Source organism: Lysobacter sp. M2-1 (assembly GCF_022662495.1).
GTDB lineage: Bacteria > Pseudomonadota > Gammaproteobacteria > Xanthomonadales > Xanthomonadaceae > JAKPBU01.
In genome coordinates, this window is sequence record NZ_JAKPBU010000007.1 from 83,620 (window position 1) to 104,585 (window position 20,966).

At 66.1% G+C, this 20,966-nt stretch carries 20 protein-coding genes; 10 read left to right on the top strand and 10 right to left on the bottom strand.

From position 1 onward, the window contains the following. Positions 1 to 26 precede the first annotated feature (26 nt). Positions 27 to 452, bottom strand: a complete 426-nt coding sequence (gene ndk / locus MC375_RS13460; protein WP_242103909.1) for a nucleoside-diphosphate kinase — start codon at positions 450 to 452, stop codon at positions 27 to 29. Positions 453 to 696: 244 nt separating this feature from the next. Between ndk and MC375_RS13465 the strand changes: the two genes are divergently transcribed. The 3 genes from MC375_RS13465 (at position 697) to MC375_RS13475 (ending at position 5,072) form a co-directional block, all read left to right on the top strand. Then, on the top strand, positions 697 to 1,323 hold the full coding sequence (locus tag MC375_RS13465) for a TetR family transcriptional regulator (protein ID WP_242103910.1): 627 nt from the start codon (positions 697 to 699) through the stop codon (positions 1,321 to 1,323). Positions 1,324 to 1,344: 21 nt separating this feature from the next. After that, positions 1,345 to 3,720, top strand: coding sequence for a 3-hydroxyacyl-CoA dehydrogenase/enoyl-CoA hydratase family protein (locus MC375_RS13470; RefSeq protein ID WP_242103911.1), 2,376 nt, complete (start codon positions 1,345 to 1,347; stop codon positions 3,718 to 3,720). A 149-nt stretch (positions 3,721 to 3,869) separates the two neighbouring features. Beyond that, positions 3,870 to 5,072: an acetyl-CoA C-acyltransferase gene (locus MC375_RS13475; protein ID WP_242103912.1), complete on the top strand. Its 1,203-nt coding sequence runs from the start codon at positions 3,870 to 3,872 to the stop codon at positions 5,070 to 5,072. Between the two features lie 98 nt (positions 5,073 to 5,170). Here MC375_RS13475 and galU read toward each other — a convergent pair whose 3' ends face one another. The 7 genes from galU to cmk form a co-directional block, all read right to left on the bottom strand. Further along, positions 5,171 to 6,097 (bottom strand): UTP--glucose-1-phosphate uridylyltransferase GalU, encoded by a 927-nt coding sequence (gene galU, locus MC375_RS13480; protein WP_242103913.1) that lies wholly within the window; start codon positions 6,095 to 6,097, stop codon positions 5,171 to 5,173. Continuing rightward, complete coding sequence (locus MC375_RS13485; RefSeq protein ID WP_242103914.1) at positions 6,097 to 8,004, bottom strand: nucleoside-diphosphate sugar epimerase/dehydratase; 1,908 nt, start codon at positions 8,002 to 8,004, stop codon at positions 6,097 to 6,099. The genes galU and MC375_RS13485 overlap by 1 nt, the downstream gene beginning before the upstream one ends. After that, the gene (locus MC375_RS13490) at positions 8,001 to 9,002 is read right to left on the bottom strand and encodes a hypothetical protein (protein ID WP_242103915.1); all 1,002 of its coding nucleotides are present in this window, start codon (positions 9,000 to 9,002) and stop codon (positions 8,001 to 8,003) included. The genes MC375_RS13485 and MC375_RS13490 overlap by 4 nt, the downstream gene beginning before the upstream one ends. A 4-nt stretch (positions 9,003 to 9,006) precedes the next feature. Then, complete coding sequence (gene lapB / locus MC375_RS13495; protein ID WP_242103916.1) at positions 9,007 to 10,185, bottom strand: lipopolysaccharide assembly protein LapB; 1,179 nt, start codon at positions 10,183 to 10,185, stop codon at positions 9,007 to 9,009. 105 nt (positions 10,186 to 10,290) lie between these two features. Further along, positions 10,291 to 10,593, bottom strand: coding sequence for an integration host factor subunit beta (locus MC375_RS13500; protein WP_242103917.1), 303 nt, complete (start codon positions 10,591 to 10,593; stop codon positions 10,291 to 10,293). 62 nt (positions 10,594 to 10,655) lie between these two features. Continuing rightward, on the bottom strand, positions 10,656 to 12,344 hold the full coding sequence (gene rpsA, locus MC375_RS13505) for a 30S ribosomal protein S1 (RefSeq protein ID WP_242103918.1): 1,689 nt from the start codon (positions 12,342 to 12,344) through the stop codon (positions 10,656 to 10,658). 195 nt (positions 12,345 to 12,539) lie between these two features. Next, complete coding sequence (gene cmk, locus MC375_RS13510) at positions 12,540 to 13,223, bottom strand: (d)CMP kinase (RefSeq protein ID WP_242103919.1); 684 nt, start codon at positions 13,221 to 13,223, stop codon at positions 12,540 to 12,542. A 135-nt stretch (positions 13,224 to 13,358) separates the two neighbouring features. Between cmk and ykgO the strand changes: the two genes are divergently transcribed. The 3 genes from ykgO (at position 13,359) to MC375_RS13525 (ending at position 15,109) form a co-directional block, all read left to right on the top strand. Continuing rightward, a complete protein-coding gene (ykgO, locus tag MC375_RS13515) occupies positions 13,359 to 13,484 on the top strand; it encodes a type B 50S ribosomal protein L36 (protein ID WP_010342887.1) in 126 nt (41 codons plus the stop codon). A gap of 185 nt (positions 13,485 to 13,669) precedes the next feature. Further along, entirely contained in the window at positions 13,670 to 13,993 is a 324-nt protein-coding gene (locus MC375_RS13520; protein WP_242103920.1) for a hypothetical protein, read from the top strand. A 48-nt stretch (positions 13,994 to 14,041) separates the two neighbouring features. After that, positions 14,042 to 15,109 (top strand): agmatine deiminase family protein, encoded by a 1,068-nt coding sequence (locus MC375_RS13525; protein ID WP_242103921.1) that lies wholly within the window; start codon positions 14,042 to 14,044, stop codon positions 15,107 to 15,109. Between the two features lie 72 nt (positions 15,110 to 15,181). Here MC375_RS13525 and MC375_RS13530 read toward each other — a convergent pair whose 3' ends face one another. After that, the gene (locus MC375_RS13530) at positions 15,182 to 15,790 is read right to left on the bottom strand and encodes a hypothetical protein (protein WP_242103922.1); all 609 of its coding nucleotides are present in this window, start codon (positions 15,788 to 15,790) and stop codon (positions 15,182 to 15,184) included. Positions 15,791 to 15,889: 99 nt separating this feature from the next. On the opposite strand from MC375_RS13530, the gene MC375_RS13535 reads away from it, so the two are divergent. Beyond that, positions 15,890 to 16,774, top strand: a complete 885-nt coding sequence (locus MC375_RS13535) for a carbon-nitrogen hydrolase (protein ID WP_242103923.1) — start codon at positions 15,890 to 15,892, stop codon at positions 16,772 to 16,774. Here MC375_RS13535 and MC375_RS13540 read toward each other — a convergent pair. Continuing rightward, complete coding sequence (locus tag MC375_RS13540; RefSeq protein WP_242103924.1) at positions 16,771 to 17,853, bottom strand: diguanylate cyclase; 1,083 nt, start codon at positions 17,851 to 17,853, stop codon at positions 16,771 to 16,773. The genes MC375_RS13535 and MC375_RS13540 overlap by 4 nt on opposite strands. 105 nt (positions 17,854 to 17,958) lie before the next feature. On the opposite strand from MC375_RS13540, the gene MC375_RS13545 reads away from it, so the two are divergent. The 3 genes from MC375_RS13545 to MC375_RS13555 all read left to right on the top strand — a co-directional run bounded on the left by MC375_RS13545 (position 17,959) and on the right by MC375_RS13555 (position 20,963). Further along, positions 17,959 to 18,564, top strand: coding sequence for a TetR/AcrR family transcriptional regulator (locus MC375_RS13545; protein ID WP_242103925.1), 606 nt, complete (start codon positions 17,959 to 17,961; stop codon positions 18,562 to 18,564). Between the two features lie 185 nt (positions 18,565 to 18,749). Then, positions 18,750 to 19,511: an alpha/beta hydrolase gene (locus MC375_RS13550; protein ID WP_242103926.1), complete on the top strand. Its 762-nt coding sequence runs from the start codon at positions 18,750 to 18,752 to the stop codon at positions 19,509 to 19,511. Positions 19,512 to 19,751: 240 nt separating this feature from the next. Beyond that, positions 19,752 to 20,963, top strand: coding sequence for a TraB/GumN family protein (locus MC375_RS13555; RefSeq protein WP_242103927.1), 1,212 nt, complete (start codon positions 19,752 to 19,754; stop codon positions 20,961 to 20,963). Positions 20,964 to 20,966: the final 3 nt, after the last annotated feature.

Consider the following 20,966-nt stretch of genomic DNA (forward strand, 5'->3'; position numbering starts at 1 on the left):
CGTTCCTTTTCACTATGTTCCTCGCTTCAGCGGCCGTAGACGTCCGTCGCCGGGAAGAAGTACGCGATCTCGATCGCGGCGTTCTCCAGCGAATCGGAACCGTGCACTGCATTGGCGTCGATGCTGTCCGCGAAATCCGCGCGGATGGTGCCGGCGGCGGCTTCCTTGGGATTGGTCGCGCCCATCAGTTCGCGGTTCTTGAGCACCGCGCCCTCGCCTTCGAGCACCTGCACCATCACCGGGCCGGAAATCATGAAGTTCACCAGCGCGTTGAAGAACGGACGCTCGCGGTGCACGGCATAGAAGCCTTCGGCTTCCTGCTTCGACAGATGCTTCATTTTCGCGGCGACGACCTTCAGGCCGGCCTTTTCGAAACGCGAATAGATCTCGCCGATGACGTTCTTGGCGACGGCATCGGGCTTGACGATCGACAGGGTGCGCTCCAGCGCCATGTGGAATTTCTCCGGTCAGGCGGGCCCCAGGACCTGACGCTCCGCGTCAGGTTCGGGCCCGAGGATAACAGATGGGAATGAGAAAAACCCGCGTGTGGACGCGGGTTTAGCCGACAAGGCTACGGTAATTCTAACGGATTGCTGACGTCGCTTGCACGCCGCCAGGGAGGACAGGATTGACCGCAAGGCGACCCCGGACGTACGATCAAACAATCGTTTGAAGCATGCGCTTGGAGCCCTGCCGATGTCGACCACCCAGTTTTCCACCAAGGACCGGATCCTCGGAGCTGCAGAAGAACTGTTCGCCCAGCAGGGTTTCGCCGGCACCTCGCTGCGCGAGGTGACCAGCCGGGCAGACGTGAATATCGCCGCGGTCAACTACCACTTCGGCAGCAAGGAGAACCTGGTCAACGAGGTCTTCCGCCGGCGCATGGACGAGATGAGCGCGCAGCGCATGGCGGCCCTGAAAACCGCCTGCGAGCAGTATCCCGGCGCGCTGGAGCCGGTGCTGGCGGCCTTCGTCGAGCCCGCCCTCGCCCTGGCCCAGGACCGCCACGGCGGTGGCGCCTTCATCCGGGTCATCGCCCGCGCCTATGCCGAAAAAAACGAGTCGCTGCGCAAGTTCCTGTCCGACCAGTACGGCCACGTGCTGCGCGAGTTCGCCAAGGCCATCGGCGCTTGCGTGCCGGAACTTGGCAAGGAAGAGCTGTACTGGCGACTCGATTTCCTGTCCGGATCGCTGACCTACGCGATGGCCGACTTCGGGCTCATCAAGCGCCCGTCCGGGGTGAGCGAAGCGGCGCACCGCGAGCGCGCCGCGCGCGCCCTGATCCGCTTTGCCGCTGCCGGCTTCCGTGCTGAAACTGCTTAATTATTCAAGGTCTTAAACAACATGTCTGAGAAATTGCTTGTCCGCCGCGCCGCGGTGCTGGGCGCCGGGGTCATGGGCGCGCAGATTGCCGCCCAATTGACCAACGCGGGCGTGGATACGGTCCTGTTCGACCTGGCGGCGAAGGATGGGGATCCCGATGGTGTGGTCCTGAAGGCGATCGCGAACCTGGCCAAGCTCTCGCCCGCGCCGCTGGCCAGCAAAACCCTGGCCGAGGGGATCACGCCTGCCAACTACGAGAGCGGGCTTGCGGCCCTCGAGGGCTGCGATCTGATCATCGAGGCCATTGCCGAGCGGATGGACTGGAAGCAGGACCTGTACCGCCGCATCGCTCCGCATGTGCCCGCCCATGCCGTGCTTGCCAGCAACACCTCGGGCTTGGGGATCAATGCTTTGGCGGAGGTTCTTCCGGAAGAACTGCGTCATCGCTTTTGCGGCGTGCACTTCTTCAACCCGCCGCGCTATATGCACCTGGCCGAGCTCATCCCGGCCCGGACCACGGAGCCGGCGCTGCTTGCGGCCCTGGAAACCTTTCTCACCACCCAACTCGGCAAGGGCGTGGTGCAGGCCAAGGACACGCCGAACTTCATCGGCAACCGGATCGGCGTGTTCTCGATCCTGGCCACGATCCATCACACCACCGAGTTCGGCCTGGGGTTCGATGAGGTCGATGCCCTCACCGGCCCGCTGATCGGCCGGCCCAAATCCGCGACATTCCGAACCTCCGACGTGGTCGGCCTGGACACGATGGCCCACGTCATCAGGACCATGGCCGACACCCTGCCGGACGATCCATGGCACGCCTATTTCAAGGCGCCCAAGTGGCTCGAGGCGCTGATCGCAAAGGGCGCACTCGGGCAGAAGGCCGGGGCCGGCATCTTCCGTAAGCAGGGCAAGGACATCCTGGTGCTGGACCTGAAGGCGCAGGATTACCGAGCCGCGACGGCGACGGCGGACCCGGAGATCGTCGAGATTCTCAAGCTCAGGAATCCGGCGGAGAAGTTCGCACGCCTGCGCGCGAGCCAGCATCCGCAGGCGCAATTTCTGTGGTCGGTATTCAGGGATTTGTTCCATTACTGCGCGTATCAGCTTGAATCCATTGCCGAAACGGCCCGCGATGTCGACTTCGCCATTCGCTGGGGCTATGGCTGGACGCAGGGTCCGTTCGAGACCTGGCAGGCCGCCGGCTGGAAACAGGTGGCGGACTGGATCGCCGAGGACATCGTCGCCGGCAAGGCCATGAGCCCCGCGCCGCTGCCCGACTGGGTGTTCGATGGACGCGAGGGCGTGCACGGCGCCGAAGGCAGCTACAGCCCCGGCAAGGATGCCAAGCTGCCGCGCTCGGCCTCGCCGGTCTACAGGCGCCAGCGCTTCCCGGACCCGCTGCTGGGCGAGCGATTCGATCCTGGCGAGACCGTGTTCGAGAACGACGGCGTGCGGATGTGGGCCGACCCGGGCGACGAGGTGGCCGTGGTCTCGTTCAAGACCAAGCTGCACACGGTCAACGATCAGGTGTTGTCCGGCCTGCAGGAAGCCATTGGCATTGCCGAGCGCAAGTTCGCCGCCCTGGTGCTGTGGCAGCCGAAGGAGCCCTTCTCCGCCGGCGCCGATCTCGCCGGCGCACTGGGCCTGCTGCAGGCCGGCAACCTGTCCGGTTTCGAGGCGATGGTCGCCGACTTCCAGGCCACCAGCCAGCGGATCAAGTATGCGCTGGTGCCGGTGGTCGCCGCGGTGCGCGGGCTGGCGCTGGGCGGCGGCTGCGAATTCCAGATGCACTCCGCGCGCAGCGTGGCGCATCTGGAAAGCTACGTCGGCCTGGTGGAAGCCGGTGTCGGCCTGCTGCCCGCCGGCGGGGGCCTGAAGGAACTGGCCGTACGCGCAGCGCACGCGGCTGGCCCGGGCGGAGACGTGTTCGCCGAGCTCAAGAAGACCTTCGAGACCGTGGCGATGGGCAAGGTTTCGACGTCCGCTGTCGAGGCGAAGGAGCTCGGGCTGCTGCGCGGCGAGGACATCGTCGCGTTCAACGCCTTTGAGCTGCTGCATATCGCCAAGGCGCAGGCCCGCGCCATGGCCGAGCGCGGCTACCGCCCGCCCCTGCCTGCGCGCCAGATCCAGGTCGCGGGCGATGTCGGCATCGCCACCTTCCGCATGCTGCTGGTCAACATGCTCGAAGGGCGTTTCATCAGCGAGTACGACAACGAAATCGCCACCCGCATCGCCACGGTGCTGTGCGGCGGCAAGGTCGACCGCGGCTCGCTGGTGGACGAAGCGTGGCTGCTCAGGCTGGAGCGCGAGCATTTCGTCGAGCTCGCACAACAGCCCAAGACCCAGGAGCGCATCGCGCACATGCTCAAGACCGGCAAGCCGCTGAGGAACTGAGATTCGGGATCGGGGGTTGGGGATTCGCAAGCGCGAACTCCTGCCGCTTCCCTTCAAATATCGCCGGGTGGAAGGAACGTTCTGGATAGAGGAATCGCTTCTGCGAATCCCCAATCCCGTATCCCCAATCCCGGCTTTCGGAGAAAGTCATGAAACAGATCCAGGACGCCTACATCGTTGCTGCCACCCGCACCCCGGTCGGCAAGGCGCCGCGCGGCGTATTCCGCAATACTCGGCCGGACGACATGCTCGCGCACGTGCTGCGCAGCGTCGTGGCGCAGGCGCCGGGGATCGACCTGACGCGCATCGAGGATGCCGTCATCGGCTGCGCCATGCCCGAAGGCGAGCAAGGCATGAACGTGGCGCGCATCGGCGTGCTGCTGGCGGGGCTGCCCGATACCGTCGCGGCACAGACCATCAACCGGTTCTGTTCCTCCGGCCTGCAGGCGGTCGCCCTGGCGGCCAACGAAATCCGCCTCGGCAACGCCGACCTGGTCCTGGCTGGTGGCACCGAATCGATGTCAATGGTGCCGATGATGGGCAACAAGGTCGCCCTGTCGCCCTCGGTGTTCGAGGACGACCATGTCGCGATCGCCTATGGCATGGGCATCACCGCCGAAAAGGTGGCCGAGGAATGGAAGGTCTCCCGCGATGAGCAGGATGCCTTCGCCCTCGCCTCGCATCAGAAGGCGATTGCCGCGATCCATGCGGGCGAGTTCAAGGACGAGATTTCGCCCTACGAGGTGATGTCGCACGCGCCGGATCTCACGGGCAACACCGTGCAGCTGAAGAAGCGCGTGGTCGACAACGACGAGGGACCGCGCCCCGATACATCGCTCGAAGGCCTGGCCAGGCTGCGCCCGGTGTTCCGCAACGCGCAGTTCGGCGGCAGCGTCACCGCGGGCAATTCCTCGCAGATGAGCGATGGCGCCGCGGCCGTCCTGCTGGCCTCGGAGCAGGCGGTCAAGGATTACGGGCTCACGCCGCTGGCGCGTTTCATCAGCTTCTCCGTGGCCGGGGTGCGTCCGGAAGTGATGGGCATCGGCCCGATCGCCGCGATCCCCAAGGCACTCAAGCAGGCCGGCCTGAATCGCGATCAGCTCGACTGGATCGAACTCAACGAGGCATTCGCGGCGCAGGCGCTGGCCGTGATCAGAGACTCGGAGCTTGACCCGGGCAAGGTCAATCCGCTCGGCGGCGCGATCGCACTGGGACATCCGCTCGGCGCCACCGGCGCGGTGCGCACCGCGACGATCGTGCACGGGCTGCGCAGACGCAAGCAGAAGTACGGGATGGTCACCATGTGCATCGGCACAGGCATGGGTGCTGCGGGCATCTTCGAGGCGCTTTGAGGCAGAAGCGGCCGGCCGGGGCCACGGCGCGCGTGCGCTGCGGCGCGTCGTGATGTCATCGCAGGCGATTTGCCTCGCGGCGCGGCGCCGCGGCGCGGTTACTTCAGGTCCTCGACACCGAGTTCGTCGAGCGCGCTCTGCATCACCTGTCGGGCCGCATCGCTGATCACCTCATGGTCGAGCGCGTAACGGATCGTCGCTTCGACCAGACCGATATGGGTTCCGCAGTCGAAGCGCGTACCACGGAAGCGGAACGCCTCCACGGTTTCCCGCGACAACAGCTGTGCGATCGCATCGGTCAGCTGGATCTCCCCGCCTGCCCCGCGTCCGGTGTGCTCCAGCAGGTCGAAGATGGCCGGATTGAGCACGTAGCGACCGACCACCGCCAAGGTGCTCGGCGCATCCTCCGGGCTCGGCTTCTCCACGATCTCTCGGATCCTTCCGGCGCGTCCGTCGAATCCTTCGGTCGCAACGATGCCGTAGCTGCTGGTTTGATCCCGTGGCACATCCTGCACGGCGATCACGCTTCCACCGGTCTGGCCTGCCCGATCGACCATCTGCTTCAACGCCCCATCGCCGCTGCTCCAGATCAGATCGTCGGGAAGCAGCACGGCGAAGGGGTTGTCGCCCACGATCGGCTTGGCGCACAACACCGCATGGCCTAGCCCAAGCGCCTCGGCCTGGGTGACGAAAACGGCGCGCACGCCATCGGGCAGGATCTTGCGCACCAATGCGAGCTGTTCATGCTTGCCCGCGCGTTCGAGCTTGTGCTCCAGTTCGTACGCCTTGTCGAAATAGTCGGCGATCGCATGCTTGTAACGGTTGGTGACGAACACCAGCGTATCGCAGCCGGCTTCGATCGCCTCGTCGACCGCGTACTGGATCAGCGGACGGTCGATGACCGGCAGCATCTCCTTCGGTACCGTCTTGGTCGCGGGCAGAAAGCGCGTCCCCAATCCCGCGACCGGGAAGACGGCATGGCGGATGCGCGCTCGCGCGCGTGCGGTCTTGTTTGTATCGGGCATCAGATCTTCCGTGCGTGGCGGGCAGGAAACGCTACCACCGTACCGCCGTTCGACTCACGCACCTCATTCATTGGCAGGAACTCCGGCACGGACTCGCGCAGAGTCAGGGCCAGCTCCTCCAGATCATAACGCGCAACCGCATCGCGCAGACGGACATTGGCTGCGTGGATGCGCTCGCCGACGATTTCACGCGCTTCGGCCTGGAGGATCTTGGGATGCGACGTCGGACGATAGCGTTCGTCGGCATGGAACAGCGTTTCATGCAGCTTTTCCCCGGCGCGCAGGCCGGTATAGACGATGGCGATATCCCGCTCGGGCTGCTTGCCCGCGAGCCGGATCATCTGCTCGGCCAGCATGCGGATCGAAACCGGTTCGCCCATATCGAGGGTATAGATCGCATGTTGCGAGCCGGTGGAGGAAGCCTGCAGGATCAACTGACATGCTTCGGGGATGGTCATGAAATAACGCGTGACCTCCGCATCCGTGACCGTGACCGGACCACCGCTGCGGATCTGTTCGCGGAACAGCGGCACCACGCTACCGGCCGAATCGAGCACGTTGCCGAAGCGCACGGTGACGGTGCGGGTCGCGCAGTCCTCCGCCTGGGCCTGGCATACCATCTCGGCCAGACGCTTGGTAGCACCGAGCACGTTGACCGGGTCGACCGCCTTGTCGGTGGAAATCAGCACGAACGTACCCACGCCGGCTTCCCGGCTGGCCGCGGCGACGGTCTCGGTGGCCAGCACGTTGTTTCGAATCGCTTCCCGAAGCTGTGCTTCCAGCAGCGGAACCTGCTTGTAGGCGGCAGCGTGGAATACCGCATCGGGCGAGGAGCGCCCCATCGCGAACCGCATCACCGCGGCATCGCCGCAATCCCCGAGGATCGGCACGCACTGCACCTGCGGGAAGTCGCGCCGCAGTTCCGCCTCGGTCGTGGTCAGGGCCAGCTCGTCGATTTCCACCAGGGTGATCTGGCGGGCGCCGTGGCGGGCGCACTGTCGGCAGAGTTCGGCCCCGATCGAGCCGCCGGCACCGGTCACCAGCACGCTGCGACCGCCGAGCCACCCGCGGATGGCCTTCCAGTCCGGCGTCACCGGCTTGCGTCCAAGCAGGTCCTCGATCGCGACTTCCTTCAGCTCGCCCGGCAGGGAGCGTCCTTCGAGCAGATCGTCGAGCCTCGGTACGGTGCGGAACGGCAAGCCGGTGCGTTCGCAGGCGTTCACCACCCGACGCATCGCCGCCGCGTCGAGCGAGGGCATCGCGATCACGAGCAGCTTCGCCGCGGTCTCTGGTGCGATCCGTTCGACGTCTTCGATTTTCCCCAGGACCGGCACTCCCTGCAGCTGGCTCCCACGTAGCTTGGCGGCATCGTCCAGGAAGCCCACGGGCTGATATGAGCCGGCACGGCGCAGGTCGCGTACCAGGGTCTCGCCGGCCCGGCCGGCGCCGAGAATCAATACCCGCAGCGCAGCCTTGTCGGTCCGGTTGAGCGATTGGTCCTTCCAGCTGCGGTACAGCAGCCTCGGCATCCCCAGCAGCGCGGTCAACACCACGGGGTAAAGCACCAGCACGCTGCGCGGTACCGGGTCAAGACGGTTGTACAGGAACAGCGCGAGCACGACCGCCAGCAGGCCATAGAGGCTGGCCTTGAAGATATTGATCAGGTCGGGAACGCTGGCGAAGCGCCAGATGCCGCGATACAGGCCAACCTGCCAGAACACCAGGCCCTGGGCCGCCAGAACCAGCAGGATCTCGGCCGACAAATAGGGCAGTACGGGGGCATTGGGCTGGATCGCGTAGCGGAACTGGTGGAGGCCGTACCAGGCCAGCCAGACCATCAACAGGTCATGGGCAACAACAGCCGCCCTTGGGAATCCGACGCGGGCAAGGTCCTTCCAGCCGCTCATCCAGTCACTACTCCTTTCGAGGAACGCGTGGCGACGCGCATCGACCACATCCAGGTACCGGTCCCCAGCAGGTACCACGTACAAACGGCGAGCATGATAGTCGTCGCGTCACTGAAACGCATCCACCACCCTATTCCGCCTGCCGCCAGCGTCCAGCCGGCATAGAGATACGTGACGCGTCTGTGGCCCTGCCAATGGCGCGCCAGCCGCTGGTAGAGGTGCTGCACATGGGGCGTCCACCAACGCTCGCCACGGACGATGCGCGCCCCCAGGGTCAAGGTGGCGTCAAGGAGGAAAGCGGATAGCGGCAGCAAGACCCATAGCTGCGCCGGGCCTCCACGGAACCCCAGGGCCACCAGGGCCGCCAGTGCGTAGCCCAGAGCACCACTTCCCACATCGCCCAGGAAGATGCGCGCACGCGGGAAATTGAACGGCAGGAAGCCGGCACAAGCCGATGCCAGCGCCCAGGCGACCCACACTGCGGGGCTGCCTGCCGGCGCCGCCAGCGCGAAAAGCAGGGCCACCAGCAGTGCCTGGCTTGCCGCCAGGCCGTCGATGCCGTCCATGAAGTTCCAGACATTGACCAAGACCATGGTCAGCGCAAACACGTACAGCGAGGCCGCGAGCCCGCCCCCGGCGATGATGCTGGCCAGAGCAAGCAACAGGGCCGCCACCGCATGGGTGGCCAACCGCGGCCACGGCGAGAGCGGGCGATGGTCGTCGATCCACCCGATCGCGGAGACCAGCAGTAGGCCGCCGGCAACCGCCAGCAGTTGGGGCAGCCATGCCGGAACCCTCAACATCAGGGCGGCAAGCGCCACCAGCATCGCCAGGACGATCGCGATACCTCCGCCACGTGGAGTGGCGACCTCATGGCTGCGCCGCTCCCCCGGCTCATCCACCAGCCGGCGCGCCAGGGCATAGCGCCGCGCCAGCCATGTTCCGGCCAGGACGATGGCGAGATGCAGCAGGATCCAGCCGCTCAGCCCTGCCGGCATCCGCTCACACCACCGCGTAGTTCAACAGCGGTTTCACCGTGGCCCATTCCTTGCAACTCGGGCACTGCCAGTGATGGCTGCGCGCGCCGAAACCACAGCGGGTGCAGCGATAGCTCGGGTTGCGCACCAGCAATTGGTCGGTGATGTGCTTGAGATCCTGCAGGGTGGTGGTCGGATCGGCCTGTTCGGCCAGCGTAAGATCGATCAGGGCCGCTTCGCCGCGGACCGATGGACGGTCCTTGAGTTGCTGGGCCAGGTAGGCACGGGCCGCCGAGACCCCGTCTTCGTTCTCGACCAGCCTGGCGAGCGCCAGCACCGGTGAAATGCCGCGGTAGTGCTCGCTCATCTCGGAAAGAAAGGCGCGCGCTCCCGAGTTGTCGCCCACGCGCGCGTACGCAGCCAGGAGCGGCGGAAGTATTTCGGGAAGGTAGTCCGCGTCGTGCCGTGCGGCACGTTCGAACGCACGGATCGCCGAGGCATCGTTGCCTGCCTCGAGGTCGATACGGCCCTCGATCATGCCCGCCCGCACCGAGGCCGAGTCGGCCTGGTAGGCACGCGCCACGGCCGCGCGCGCGCCTTCGATGTCGCCATTGCTGCGCAGTCTCTCGGCCAACTCGCACTCGAACTGGCCGATCAGCTTGCCCATGGGCTCGCCGGTGGCGGCCTCGTAGCGGGTCGCGTTCTCGATCGCCTTGGGCCAATCGCGTTCGGCCTGGTAGATACCGATCAGATGACGCAATGCCTGCGGCGCGCGCTGGTCGATCTTGGCGAGGTCGCTGAAGACGGTCTCAGCGCGATCAAGCAGTCCGGATCGCATGTAGTCCTCGCCCAGCGCAAGCATCGCCTGGACCTTCTGTGCATCGCTGAGATCGGAGCGCTGTACCAGCGCCTGGTGCAGGCGGATCGCACGATCGACCTCACCGCGACGCCGGAACAGATGCCCGAGCGCCACCTGGGTCTCGAAGGTTTCCTTGTCGAGTTCCGCGATGTGCAGGAACAACTCGATCGCCTTGTCAGGCTGTTCGTTGAGCAGGTAGTTCAGGCCGCGGAAGTACGTGGTCGAAAGCTTGCTGACCTGGCTGTCGCTGTGACGTTCGCCACCACGCCGGCCGATCACCCAGCCGAACAGCGCCGCGCTCGGCAGTAGCAGGACCCACCAGAACCATTCGTTGAGGAATGCCATCGGTCTCGCCGTCGATCGCCGCCGTCCTGGTTGCAGGGACTTTGCGATGTGCTTCTGGAATCGCCGAAGCTTAACCGAAGCCGGGTAGCGCCCGCAGGCTCGCCACTATTCCTCGTCTTCGAGCGGCATCACGCTGCTGACCCGTTCGCGCAGTTCCTTGCCGGGCTTGAAATGCGGCACGTGCTTGCCGCGCAGCGGCACGGCGTCGCCGGTCTTGGGATTGCGCCCGGTGCGGGCGGGCCGGTAGTGCAGGGAAAAACTGCCGAAGCCGCGGATCTCGATCCGCTCGCCGCTGGCCAGCGCACTGCCCATCATGTCGAGCAGAGCCTTCACTCCGAGGTCGACGTCGTCGGCCTTGAGATGCCCCTGGCGCGCAGTGAGGACTTCGATCAGTTCGGATTTGGTCATCGCGGATCCATCGGCCGAAACGGACGGCGCCCCGGGATCCGGAGCGCCGCCGCTGGTCTGCCTTACTCGGACTTGCCTTCCAGTTGTTCGCGCAGCAGCGCGCCCAGCCTGGTGGTGCCGCTGGAAGCATCGGCAGCCGACTTGTTGTACTCGGCCAGCGCTTCCTTGGTCTCGGCTTCGTCCTTGGCCTTGATCGACAGCTGCATCACGCGGGTCTTGCGGTCGTTGCCGATGATCTTGGCTTCGATCTCATCGCCCACCTTGAGCACGTGCGAAGCGTCCTCGACCCGATCGTGCGAGATGTCGCGGGCGGCGACGTAGCCCTCCACGCCGTCGGAAAGCTCGACCGTGGCGCCCTTGGCATCGACTTCCTTCACGGTGCCCTTGACGATCGCGCCGCGGGCGTTGCTGGCCACGTACTGGCCCATCGGATCCTGCTCGAGCTGCTTGACGCCCAGCGAGATGCGCTCGCGCTCCGGATCCACGGCCAGCACCACCGCTTCCAGGGTGTCGCCCTTCTTGAAATTGCGCGCGATGTCCTCGCCGGTGGAGTTCCAGCTGATGTCGGACAGGTGGACCAGGCCGTCGATGCCGCCGTCCAGGCCGATGAACACGCCGAAGTCGGTGATCGACTTGATCTGGCCGGACACCTTGTCGCCCTTCTTGTGAATGGCGGCGAAGGTCTCCCACGGATTGCTGGTGACCTGCTTGATGCCCAGCGAGATGCGGCGACGCTCCTCGTCCACGTCCAGCACCATCACCTCGACCTCGTCGCCGACCTGCACGACCTTGGACGGGTTAACGTTCTTGTTGGTCCAGTCCATCTCGGACACGTGGACCAAGCCCTCGACGCCCGGCTCGATCTCCACGAACGCGCCGTAGTCGGTGACATTGCTAACCTTGCCGTAGACGCGGCTGTTGGCCGGATAGCGGCGGGCGATGTTGTCCCACGGATCCTCGCCCAGCTGCTTCAGGCCCAGGCTGACGCGGTTGCGCTCGCGGTCGTACTTGAGCACGCGCACGTCCATTTCCTGGCCCACTTCCACCACCTCGGACGGATGGCGCACGCGCTTCCAGGCCATGTCGGTGATGTGCAGCAGGCCGTCGATACCGCCCAGGTCCACGAACGCGCCGTAGTCGGTAAGGTTCTTGACCACGCCCTTGAGCACCGCGCCCTCGACCAGCTTCTCGAGCAGCTGTTCGCGCTCTTCGGAATGCTCGCTCTCGACCACCGCGCGACGCGAAACCACCACGTTGTTGCGCTTGCGGTCGAGCTTGATAAGCTTGAATTCCAGCTCCTTGCCTTCCAGGTACACCGGATCGCGCACCGGGCGCACGTCCACCAGCGAACCGGGCAGGAACGCGCGGACATCCTTGATGTCGACGGTGAAGCCGCCCTTCACCTTACCGCTGATGCGGCCGACGATGGTCTCGTTCTTCTCGAGCGCTTCCTCGAGCTCGTCCCACACCATGGCGCGCTTGGCCTTCTCGCGCGAGAGGACGGTTTCGCCGAAGCCGTTCTCGAGGGAGTCCAGCGCCACCTTGACGGTGTCGCCGACACCCACGTCGATCTCGCCTGCGTCGTTACGGAACTGTTCGATCGGCACGATGCCTTCGGACTTGAGCCCGGCATTGATCACCACCACGTCGTTGCGCACTTCCACGACGATTCCGGAGACGATGGCGCCCGGCTTGAGCTTGGCCAGGTTGGCCTGACTGGCTTCGAACAGTTCTGCGAATGATTCGGTCATTGATGAAAATCTCGTTGATATCCAGGCCGGCGCGAGCACGCTCGAACAGACCCACCCGTTGTCGGCTTGCGCGGGATTGCGCTTTGCCATGAGTGCTGGAAGTTGAAGAACCGCCGCGGATGCGACGGGCCGATGAAGCAGTGCTGCAAGTGAAACTGTGCGCCGCGTTGCCGCGACACGCCTGCCGGACGGATTTCAGCCCCCGTGCGCCGGCACCAGGGCCAGCACCTGCGCGACGACCGCGTCGATGCCCAGGCCGGTGGTGTCGATGTGCACGGCGTCATCGGCCGGCCGCAACGGCGCCACCGCGCGGCTGGCGTCGCGGGCGTCGCGAGCGAGAATTTCGCCCAGCAGACCGGCCAATGTAACCGAAACTCCCTTGTCTTTCAATTGTTTATAGCGCCTTTGGGCGCGCTCCTCGGCGCTGGCCGTCAGGAACACCTTGATTGCGGCATCCGGGAAGATCACCGTGCCCATGTCGCGGCCATCGGCCACCAGCCCTGGCGGGCGGCGGAACCCGCGCTGCAGCTCCAGCAGCGCCGCGCGCACCGGGGGCATCGCCGCGATCGCCGAGGCAGCCGCACCGGCCGTCTCCATGCGCAGCTGATGGGTGGCGTCCTTGCCATTGACGATGACCCGCGGCTCGCCCGAGCCGACCCCGGTCTCGAAATGGATGTCCGCCCGGGCTGCGCAAGCGGCAACCGCGTCCGGATCGCCCAGATCGACCTGTTCCCATGCCGCCGCCAGTCCCACCGCACGGTAGATCGCACCCGAATCCAGGTAGTGCCAGCCCAGGGCCTGGGCGACGTGGCGGCTGATCGTGCCCTTGCCAGACCCGGAAGGCCCATCGATGGTCAGTACCGGCACGGTCTTGGGCATGGTCGGCTCCCCTAGGTGACCGCCATTCTAGCGAGCGATCGCCACAAATGGCTGCAAGCGCTTGAATCGATGGGAAAAGTCAGGCTAGAATGAGCGGCTTCGTTTCTCCATCCACATTTCAGCCGAGATTCCATCATGAAGGTCCTGTCCTCCCTGAAGTCGGCGAAGGCCCGCCACCGCGACTGCAAGGTCGTCCGCCGTCGCGGCAAGGTCTTCGTGATCTGCAAGAGCAATCCGCGCTTCAAGGCGCGTCAGCGCTGATTTCAAGGGCGCGCCCAAGGCGCGCCTCCGCTGAGCGCACACCCTTAGGTGTACGCGTCGAAAGGCCGCAGAAATGCGGCCTTTTTCGTGTCGACGCGTGCTCACATTACCTTGCGATCGCCGGGGTAGGCTGAAATCCCCCGTTCGCCCCTACAATCCGGCCATCACCACAGGGGAGTCCCGCCATGAAACCTGCCTCGTATGTCTTCGCAGCACTTGCTCTTGCCCTGCCGAGCCTGGCATGCGCCGAAACCCTGCTGATCGAACGCGTGCAGGAAGAAACGATGGCGCTGCCGGCACGCGGCATGAGCATGGAGCAGGTCCAGGCCCGCTTCGGCGCGCCGGCGGACCGCCTCGACCCGCGCGGCGGACAGAAGCGGCAGTGGCCCACCATCAACCGCTGGCGCTACCCGAATTTCGTCGTGTATTTCGAGAAGAACAAGGTGATCGACGCCGTGGCGGTACAGGCCGATCCCACCGAGGTCGGCCCCAAGCCACCAATCCGTTGATGTCCCACCTCGCCGCGTCCCGCGCCGCCGCGCGCGGGCTCTGAGCCTATGATCGCTTCCACAGAGCGCTTCCCCGCAGAGTGGGAACCGCAGTCGGCTGTCCTCCTCGCCTGGCCGCACGCCGGCACCGACTGGGCCGAACGCCTGGACGAGGTCGAGGAAACCTACGTCGCACTGGTCGCCGCGATCGTGCGATTCGAGGACATCGTGATCTGCGTCGCCGACGACGACCTGCAGACCTATGCCGAGGCGCGCCTGCGTTCGGCGCGCGCCGACATGGCGCGGGTCCGCTTCGTGACGGTGGAATACGACGACACCTGGCTGAGAGATTCGGGTCCCATATCCCTGCGCGGGAGCGACGGTTTCCGGCTGCTCGACTTTCGCTTCACCGGCTGGGGCGGCAAGTTCGAGGCAAGTCGCGACGACCGGCTGGTCCAGGCGCTCGATGCGCAACATGTATTCGAACGCGCGCAACGCCAGCAGATCGATTTCGCGCTGGAGGGCGGCGCCATCGACACCGACGGTGCCGGAACCCTGCTCACCACCTGGCAGTGCCTGCACGAACGGCATCCGGACGCCTCGCGTGAAGAGCTGACGGCGCGTTTGTCGGACTGGCTCGCACAGCAGCGCGTGCTCTGGCTCGACCACGGCTACCTGGAAGGCGACGACACCGATGCCCATATCGACACCCTCGCCCGCTTCGCCGGCACGGATGCGATCGTGTTCCAGGCGTGCGATGACCCTGACGATGCCCACTACGTCGAGCTCAAGGCAATGGCCGACGAAATCGCCGCGCTCCGTACCCGCGACAGCCACCCTTATCGCCTGTTTCCGCTGCCCTGGCCCAGGCCGATCGTCGATGCGGGCAGGCGCCTGGCCGCGAGCTACGCCAATTTCCTGATCGTCAACGGTGCCGTGCTGATGCCCGCCTACGGCGACGACGCGGACGCCGCCGCTGCCGCAGTCCTGGCGCAGGCGTTTCCGGATCGGGAAATCGTGCCTGTTCCCTGCCGTGCGCTGATCTGGCAGAACGGCAGCCTGCACTGCATCACCATGCAGCTGCCGCAGGGTCTGCTCACCGACGATCGTGCAAGTTCCGCTGCATTTGCCGGTTGACGGCGTGCGATGGGCCTGCACCTCGCGATCCGGCGCGATGCAGGCTGAGGACCAGATAGCTGTCGGGCCGGATCACGCATCCGGCCGCAGGCACGGAGCGCCTGCAGCACGATCTGCGGCCTCGCGGGCCTTGAGATTCTGACTCGAGCCTGGAGCGATCCGAGCGGTCAGGCACGTGTCCTTGCCTGCCAACCTGGCGACCAGCAGATAGGACGTCGTGCGTTCGGGCTGCTCCGGGAACTCGTACGCTTCGAAACGCACGATCAATGCGGTCGGCACCCGGTCATCCACGGCGAACCGCCATTCCGCACGCGGCCCCAGGCTGCTGAAAGCACCACTGGCCACGGTCCACAGATCGAGTGGATGGCGGCCACCATCCGGTGCGATCACATCGATCGACATGCGTGCGTCGCCATCCAGCACCCGCAGCGTGTAGCCGCCCATGCCTGGGCAGATCGAGGTGGAACCACCCGCTTCCTCGTCGGTGTCGATGACCTTGCAATCGGCCGGCGCGAGGCTGGTGTAGTGGCCCGGCTCCTCTCGATCGCCCGCTCGAGGCGCCGATGTTGCATTGGGCAATGGGGCCGGCAGCAAGGGCTCCCTCGTGCTTGCTGCCGGACTGGATGCAGCTTGCGGCGGCTGCGCGTCGGAAGGTGCCGCGTCGCACGCGGCCAGGCCCATCTGTAGGGCAATCGCCATGGCACCGGCCCTTAGGGATTGCGCGAGGGATGGTCTGTGCATGCGGGTACCATAACCACGCCACCAGAACCGCAGATGACGATGAAGCGCAACACCCTCCCTGTCGCCTTGATCCAGGAGCGCAACCACGGCGATGCCGACGCCAACCTGACGGTCATTGAAACGCGCGTGGCGGAGGCGGCCAGGCGCGGGGCCAAGCTGGTCCTGCTGCAGGAACTGCACAACGGCGCCTACTTCTGCCAGCACGAATCGGTGGATGAATTCGACCTGGCTGAAGCCATCCCCGGACCGAGTACCGAGCGCCTGGGCAACCTGGCAAAGCAGCATGGCGTCGTGCTGGTCAGCTCGCTGTTCGAACGACGCGCCGCCGGGCTGTACCACAACACCGCCGTAGTGTTCGATGTCGACGGCGGCATCGCGGGCAAGTACCGGAAGATGCATATCCCGGACGATCCGGGCTTCTACGAGAAGTTCTACTTCACTCCGGGCGACCTCGGTTTCGAGCCGATCGATACCTCTGTCGGCCGGCTCGGCGTGCTCGTGTGCTGGGACCAGTGGTATCCGGAGGGCGCGCGGCTCATGGCGCTGGCCGGCGCGGAGCTGCTGCTCTACCCCACCGCGATCGGCTGGGACCCGAACGACGAGCAGGCCGAGAAGGATCGTCAACGTAATGCATGGATTCTCAGCCATCGCGGCCACGCCGTGGCCAACGGGCTTCCGGTGCTCAGCTGCAACCGGGTCGGCCATGAGCAGTCGCCCTTGGATGCAGCCGGGATCGACTTCTGGGGCGCCAGTCATGTGCTCGGGCCGCAGGGCGAATTCCTGGCCGAAGCGGGCGATGCGCCCGAGATCCTGATGGCCGAGGTGGACCTGCAGCGCAGCGAACACGTGCGCCGGATCTGGCCATTTCTCCGCGACCGCAGGATCGACGCCTACGGCGACCTGCTCAAACGCTATCGCGACTAGTCTTCCCCGATATCCGGATCCATTGCGCTGGAGGCGACCCGGTTGCGTCCCTCCCGCTTGGCCGCGTACAGCGCCAGGTCGGCCTGCCGGATCCATTCGCCGGCGCTCGCGAACTGCGGCTTGGCGGCGACGCCGATGCTGACCGAGAGCATGCGTTCGGGCAGATGGGCCAGGCGCAGCGTCGCCACTGCGGCGCGGATCCGTTCCGCGACCTGCTCGGCATCGGCCATCGACGCGTCTGTGAGGAGAACGCCGAATTCGTCGCCGCCGAAGCGTCCCGGCGTGTCCACCTCGCGGACAACCGCCTGCACGATCTGCGCGACCTGCTGCAGGACACGATCGCCCACCGGATGACCGTAACGGTCGTTGACTTCCTTGAAGAGGTCGACATCGAGCATCAGCAACGCCGCCGGACCGCCACTGCGTTCGCTCCGCGCGCACTCCGCCGCCACCGCCTCCTCCCAGTGCCGCCGGTTCGGCAGGCCGGTCAGCGGGTCCGTCCTGCTCGACCGTTCGAGCATGCGGTTCTGGCGCACGACTTCGCGTCCGAGCGCATGGGTCAGCGTGCTCAGCGCGAGCGGATACGCCAGCACGAACGGAATGCACCACAGCATTTCCACCAGTGTGGTCTGCGGCTGGAACGGAAACCCCAGCAGGCTCCAGGTGACCGCGCAGGTGAGCGCCTGCGCGGTCGCGGTCCGCGGCAAGAAGCGCCAGCCGCCGACCCCGATCTTGTCGGCCGAGAGCATCACCGCCAGTAGCAGGCTCGGCATCAGGTTGAACTGCATGGCCGCGATCCAGACGCCGCCTGCAGCCGAATCAATCGTCAGGTTGCGGAATTCCGCGCGCCGGGGATCGGCACTGCGGCGCGCCCACCAGTAGGCGAAGCTCGGCCATACGGCGCCATTGGCGACCAACGCGACCCACCACGGCCACGAAGCGCCGTTGCCGTAGAGCACGCCCCCCACCGCAATGCAGCCGGTGCCCAGTCCGAGCGCCCGCATCTTGTAGATACGGCAGGCAAATCGCGCATGCGCGAGCCGTTTGGCCGCCGTGGCGGAGATGCCAACCTCGCTCATGCGCGCCTTTCGCCCCCGCCATCCCGGCTCGGCCAGCTTGGCGCAAGCGTAGACCAAACCGACGAACGGCTAAAATAAAACGAACGGTCGTGCTAGTCTTTGTGCATGAATGCGCTGACCGCAACCCCGAAGGGTGCCGCCACCCGCGAAACGATCCTCGACCGGGCCTATGAGATCGCCCGTTTCGCCGGCATCGAGGGGTTGTCGCTCGGCCCGCTTGCACAGGCGGTCGGCATGTCCAAGAGCGGAGTCTTCGCCCACTTCGGCTCGCGCGAGGAACTGCAGCTGGCGGTGCTGCAATCTGCGGCGACGCGGTTCGGAGAATATGTACTGATTGCCGCCCTGTCGCAGCCACGTGGGCTCCCGCGGCTGCGCGCGATCATGCGCAACTGGTTCGAATGGGGGCGACTGGAAGCCGGCGGCTGCGTGCTGGTGGGATCGGTCAGCGAGTATGACGACCGTCCGGGCCCGCTGCGCGATCAGGTGCTGCACAACGAACAGCGCTGGCGCTCCGAATTGCAACGCGCAGCGCAGCTCGCGATCGACTGCGGCCATCTGCGCGACGGCGACACCGACCAGTACGCATTCGAGCTGTACGCGATGCCCTTGGCGATGCTGCACGAGGCCGGCCTGTTCGGCTACGAGCGTGCACGCCGCCACGGCGATGCTGCGCTGGAGCGCTGGATCGCCGCCCATTCCCCCACCGCCTGATCGCTGGATGAGGTGCTCGCATGCCTGCTTCCTCCACGAAAATTAGCACGATCGTTCGCAACTATCTGATCCTCGCGACCCTGCGAACCAGCTTCCGATTGCAGGGCTGGTTCATGCCGAGCACGGCGGTACAACGGGCCGGGCGCCTGTTCACCCTGCCGCACCCGTCTGCGCGACGACGCGCGATGACCGCGCCCACATACGACGCGCAGGAGACGGATCTCCTGATCGACGGTCTCTCCATCCACGTCTATCGCTGGGGCGATCCGCTGCACCAACCGTATGTCCTGTTCGCGCATGGCTGGTCCAGCCACGGCACACGGGTTGCGAACTGGATCGCACCGCTGCGCGCCGCGGGTTACGCGGTGGTGACTTTCGACCAGGCCGCGCATGGCAGAAGCGACGGCACCCAGACCAACCTTCCGGAGTTCGCCTGTCACCTGCTCGCGGTTGGACGCCGCTATGGGCCTGCGGCAGCCGTGATCGGACACTCGCTCGGCGGAGCCGCGGCAGCGGTCGCACTCGCGCACGGCTTGCAGGCAAGACGGGCGGTGCTGATCGCGCCGCCGGCCGATCCGTTGGTGATGGCCGAACAGTTCGCGCGCATGGTCGGGCTGGCGCGCCACCTGAGCCGGCGGATGTTCGCGATGTTCGAGCGCAGCATGCGGTTTTCCGTCGAGGAACTGCAGGCGCAGAACCTGGCGCCGCGGATCGCACAACCGGCGCTGATCGTGCACGACCTGGAAGATCGCGAGGTGCCCTGGTCGGAAGGCGAACGCTATGCGCGCTATTGGGCTGACTCGTGGCTCGTGAGCACGCGCGGCCTGGGCCACCATCGCATCGCCGACGATCAGAGCGTGATTGCCGCCAGCCTGCGGTTCCTGCGCGGCGAGACTGTCGGCCAGCGGGTGGTGTCCAGCCCGAATCTGCCATACGGATTCGCATGAGTACCGCAGCTGCGCCTGGGCGGATGAATGCGACGACCTGACCAATCCCTCGGATAGCGCGCCGGGTCTCCTCTTCGCGTCCGGGCACAAGCAGTGGATGATCGAACGTCGAAGCGGCGAAATCGCAACGGTCCTCGCCTTCGCACGCTTTCGTATCGCGGACATGCCCATGTGAGCGGTCGGTTTGCCGGGCCAGCCGGGAACGCTATGCTGCGCGGCCCTTCCCCTCCGACGCAGCCGATGGCCGCAGACCCCGCAACGCCCCCATTTCTCGCAGGACAACCGCATGCGATTGTCGAGCGCGAAGGCGTGCATTACACCCTGCTCGGCACCGCGCACGTGTCCCGCGCGAGCGTGGATGCGGTACGCGCGGCCATCGACAGCGGGCAATTCGACAGTGTGGCGGTCGAGCTGGACGAAGGCCGGCTGCGCGCGATCAGCGAGCCCGACGCCATGGGCAAGCTCGATCTGGTCAAGGTATTGCGCGAGGGCAAGGCCGCCCTGTTCGCGGCCAACCTGGGGCTGGCGGCGTACCAGCGGCGGCTGGCCGAGCAGCTGGGCATCGAACCTGGCGCGGAGCTCAAGGCAGCGGTCACCGAAGCGCATGCGCGCGGCCTGCCGATGAACCTGATCGACCGCGACGTCGGCATCACGTTCAGGCGCGCATCGCAGAAGCTTGGCTGGTGGGCGCGCGCCAAACTCGGCGGCGGGCTGATGGCGTCGCTGTTCGCCGACGAGGAAGTCGGCCACGACGAGATCGAGAAACTCAAGCAGGGCGACCTGCTGGAGGCCAGCTTCGGCGAGTTCGCCGCGGAGAACCCTGCCCTGTACGAAACGGTCATCGCCGAGCGCGACCGTTACATGGCGGCCAGGTTGCGCGAAACGAGCGGCGATGCCAGGCACGTGCTGGCGGTGGTCGGCGCCGGACACCTGCAGGGGCTGGCGCAGCACCTGCGCGAGGAGCATGGCGACCCGGAAGCCCTGCGCGCGGAGCTGGACAGCGTCGCCGAGAAATCGAAAGTCCCCTGGTTCACCCTGCTGCTGACGGCCTTCGTACTCGGCGGTTTCGCCTGGGGTTTCTGGCGCGGCGGCCTGGATGTCGGCACCGACCTGATGCTGTATTGGGTGCTGTGGACCGGTGGCCTGGGCGCGCTGGGCTGCGCCGTCGCCGGTGGCCATCCGCTCAGCATCCTCGGCGCCTTCATCTCGTCGCCGGTCACGCCTCTGCATCCTGCGCTCGCTTCGGGCACCATCAGCGGCCTGATCGAAGCCTGGGTACGCAAGCCGACCTACGCCGACTTCATGGCCCTGCGCGACGACGTGCAGACACTCAGGGGCTGGTGGCGCAACCGCGTCTCGCGCGTCCTGCTGAATTTCTTCCTCACCAGCCTCGGCACCGCCATCGGCGTGTGGACCGGCGGCGCGAGGATGCTGGCGAAGCTGGCCGGCTGAACC